This window comes from Moorena sp. SIO4A5, from assembly GCF_010672005.1.
Taxonomy (GTDB): domain Bacteria; phylum Cyanobacteriota; class Cyanobacteriia; order Cyanobacteriales; family Coleofasciculaceae; genus Moorena.
Genome location: NZ_JAAHHZ010000509.1, coordinates 1 through 3,470, shown reverse-complemented (window position 1 = coordinate 3,470; position 3,470 = coordinate 1). Strand labels below are relative to the sequence as shown.

Genomic DNA, 3,470 nt, shown 5'->3' with positions numbered 1-3,470 from the left:
TGTTAAACAAAACTCATTAAACAATGCTCTGGTCAGTCAACGAATAGCCTCTACTATCGCTACAGGAAGCTTTATCACCGTTGATAGAGGGCATCGCACTCAAGGAAATGCCAAGATTGTCAATGAAAATGGTAAACGCTATCTAGAATTTGATCAATCCTTTAAAACGGGTAGTGGCCCCGAAGTGAAGGTACTCCTGTATCGGAACAGCAGTGTACCTCGTAAAATTCGGCCACAAGACTATGTAACCCTCGCCCGACTCCAGAAATTCAGTGGTGCTCAACGCTATGCTATTCCTGACGACTTGAACCTTGATGAATTTGGCTCTGTAGCAGTTTGGTGTCGTCGTTTTAACATCACCTTTGGTTACGCTTCCCTCTAAAAGGAATAGGGAGTCGGGAGTCGGGAGTCGGGAGTCGGGAGTCGGGAGTCGGGATGCAGTGCAGTCAAAAAGAGCTAGTTACTCATCGCCCCATCGCTCCATCGCCCCATCTTCCCACACTTACCACACCTGTCACGCCTCCCATCTAGCGGTTTATAGCCTAATGAGGTACACATGATTTTTTACCTGCTTCCTGCTCCCTGCTCCCTACTCCCTGCTCCCTGTTCCCTGTTCCCTGTTCCCTGTTCCCTGTTCCCTGTTCCCTAAAACCCAGGAATTTGTACCTTACCTAATTGAAAAAAGCTATAATAACATTAATTAGTAATTAACGTTTGATTAACAACACTCTGATAAATTGGCGAAATTGCCGTTTTTCGCAGTGCTTTTTTCAAGGATTTATTTGTACTATTCAAAATAGTGATCCAGGTCTGACCAGGACATTCTAATTCATCCGCAAGACGGTCAATCAGTTGTTGGTCTTTACTAGAGCTATTCGACTCCAAAAAATGACGCTGACGGCTGACACCGAGGATGTAATAGGGATTGTCTGGAAAGATTAGCACTATTTTGCGCACTAAATAAGCTTCTTTAATCTCAGGGTAACCAGCAAGTTGTTGTTGTAAGGCAGCTTCTACATCAGCTGATAGTCCGTGGGGTTGAAAGCGATCGCCGTGACTGAAACCAGAGCGCTCTTCGTGTGCCAGGGTGATTAATTCATGATGTTTGGCAGCTCTTTGACGATATCGGTCTGCTTCTGCGTCACGTCCTTGGCGTCTTAGAAACCCATAAATTGATTGAGTGCCAGTCAAAACACTATCTGGGTCTCGTGCCATCGCCTGCTCCAGATAATCGATACCAGCTTCATTATCTTGTGCGATTAAGATTTGCCCTAGTAAATAATTGGCGGATACATGGTCAGCTTGCCTGGTCAGTACTGATTTTAATAACGGGATTGCTTCTTGGGTGCCAACTAAATCTAATGTCCAACGAGCCCGATGCCAGGCTTCCTCAACAGTGAGCGGAGAGTGGGCAGCTTTTGCCTCTAAAGCTTCCAAGGATTGGCGTATCGCCTGAGCCTGGGTATAGTTTTGTCGCCATTGGTAATTGATAATAATATGCCATTGACGCTCCAACTCTTGAGTAAGGGGTAGTAACGCTTTACCCAAAAACTCTTCAGCCGCTGTTACTTTCACGAGTATGGGTAAGCTAGGCGGTGGGTTGAAGGGATATTTCAAGGCTTTTAGCCGTTCCAACAGACAAGGATGGGTATCGGCATGATGGGTTTGAGACATCAACGCTGACCTAATCCACTGTTGTTGCTGATTGGGTTCAATGGGACTCGACAATGCCTTAGCTAAATCTTGCAAAGGGGTTTGTGGAGGATTGGGTTGATGCTGGGCTTTCTGATAAATGTCATTCCAGAAAGATTGTTCCAAGTACTGAGCTTTGACCTGAACACTCAGCAGCGCTTCCGCAACGTGTTGACTACCTGCTAACTCGGCAGCACAGCGGTCAGCTTCGTATTCATTAGCACGGGCAAGTACGAAAGAATAGGCATTGAAAAAGGGGGAATACCAATTAAAAAAGCCATGAAACAGTACTGTTGCTCCAGCATGTTGACTTTTTTCCAATTGTTGCCAAATCTGCTCCCAAGTTTGACGCAGTCGATAAATCCAGGCTGCAAAGGAACTGTGCTTGCCGGATAAATGTCCCAATTCATGGGCAAGGACCGCTCGAAATTGTCTAGGAGAAAGGGCTTGGAGTAAAGGTAGTCCTAAAATTAAGTAGTTTTCTTGCCATCCCAGTAAGCCCAGACGAGGAATCTGGACTACTGCTGCATTAAATTCGCTGGTCAGGAGAACATGGTGAAAGGAAGGAGCTTTTAGAGCTTTGGTCAACTCATCAATCAAGGCAAACAGCTTTGGCACTTGCTGGCGCTGTAGTTTTAATCCTTGGGGTGGTGGAAAACTCACCCATAGCGATCGCATAATCATCCAGGCTGGCACCAGCAAAACAATGATCAGTTGAACCATGCCACGATTGATCCGACCACTGTAGTAAATCAACAGTACTACTAGTCCGAGGACTCCTAACAATCCTGCCAAGACCAGAAAAATGTAGGCATAACCCAGTGCAGCTAGAAGTCCTACACGCAGCTTATAATTATCGGGATATCGTTGGGCATAATCTTCGAGTTTCTTGACTAAGGTATCAAATTCTTCGTTTGTCATGGGTTAATCTCCTATTAACTAAGCCTGTTTGACCCAGTCTCTAGTTATAGTTAGCCCAAGTTAGTAGTCTTCTTGATCAAGAAAAGGCTTTTTTGAGAATTAAATTTATTTAACAATTGAATGATTTACCCAATTTCCCCGCAAAGATCAGGTAATGCTTAAGCCAACACTCTAGAATAACAGTGAACACTAGGGGTAAGCCAGAACAGTAACGTGCAGCTAAAGCAAGTCATTATTATTCACAAAGCTGGAGACTCTCAAGGAAAACGTTGCGCAGAAAAATGCGCTCGGGAGTTGGAAGCACGCCAGTGCAGGGTTCTGATCGGACCAAGTGGCGCGAAAGATAATCCCTACCCAGTTTTTTTAGCTTCTGCCACCGAAGCCATTGATTTGGCAGTGGTTCTGGGGGGGGATGGAACAGTATTGGCAGCCGCAAGACATCTGGCTCCGGAAGGCATACCAATTTTGGCCGTAAATGTTGGAGGTCATCTGGGATTTCTGACCGAACCCATCGAAGAATTTAAAGACACTGAGCAAGTTTGGGACCGACTATTAGAAGACCGCTATGCAGTTCAGCGGCGGATGATGTTACAGGGAGCTGTGTTTGGGGGAAACCGCACTGACATTACACCAGTTAGCGATCGCTTTTTCGCACTCAATGAAATGTGTGTCAAACCTGCCTCTGCCGATCGGATGATTACCTCAATTTTGGAAATGGAAATTGATGGAGAAATAGTCGATCAATACCAAGGGGATGGACTAATTGTTGGCACTCCCACTGGTTCCACTGGCTATACTGTTTCTGCTAATGGTCCAATTTTGCACGACTCCCTCGAAGCGATCGCAGTCGCACCGAT

Annotated in this window: 3 protein-coding genes; 2 read left to right on the top strand and 1 reads right to left on the bottom strand. The window is 45.6% G+C overall.

Annotated elements, in window-relative coordinates:
- Positions 1-382, top strand: a 382-nt coding sequence (locus F6K57_RS40100; protein WP_293074439.1) for a DM13 domain-containing protein, incomplete at its 5' end; no start/stop codon positions are given.
- Between the two features lie 314 nt (positions 383-696).
- On the opposite strand, the gene F6K57_RS40095 is transcribed toward F6K57_RS40100, so the two are convergent.
- Entirely contained in the window at positions 697-2,613 is a 1,917-nt protein-coding gene (locus F6K57_RS40095) for a M48 family metallopeptidase (RefSeq protein ID WP_293074436.1), read from the bottom strand.
- A gap of 213 nt (positions 2,614-2,826) precedes the next feature.
- On the opposite strand from F6K57_RS40095, the gene F6K57_RS40090 reads away from it, so the two are divergent.
- Positions 2,827-3,470 (top strand): NAD(+) kinase (locus F6K57_RS40090; RefSeq protein WP_293074434.1); only part of this gene is annotated, 644 nt, incomplete at its 3' end.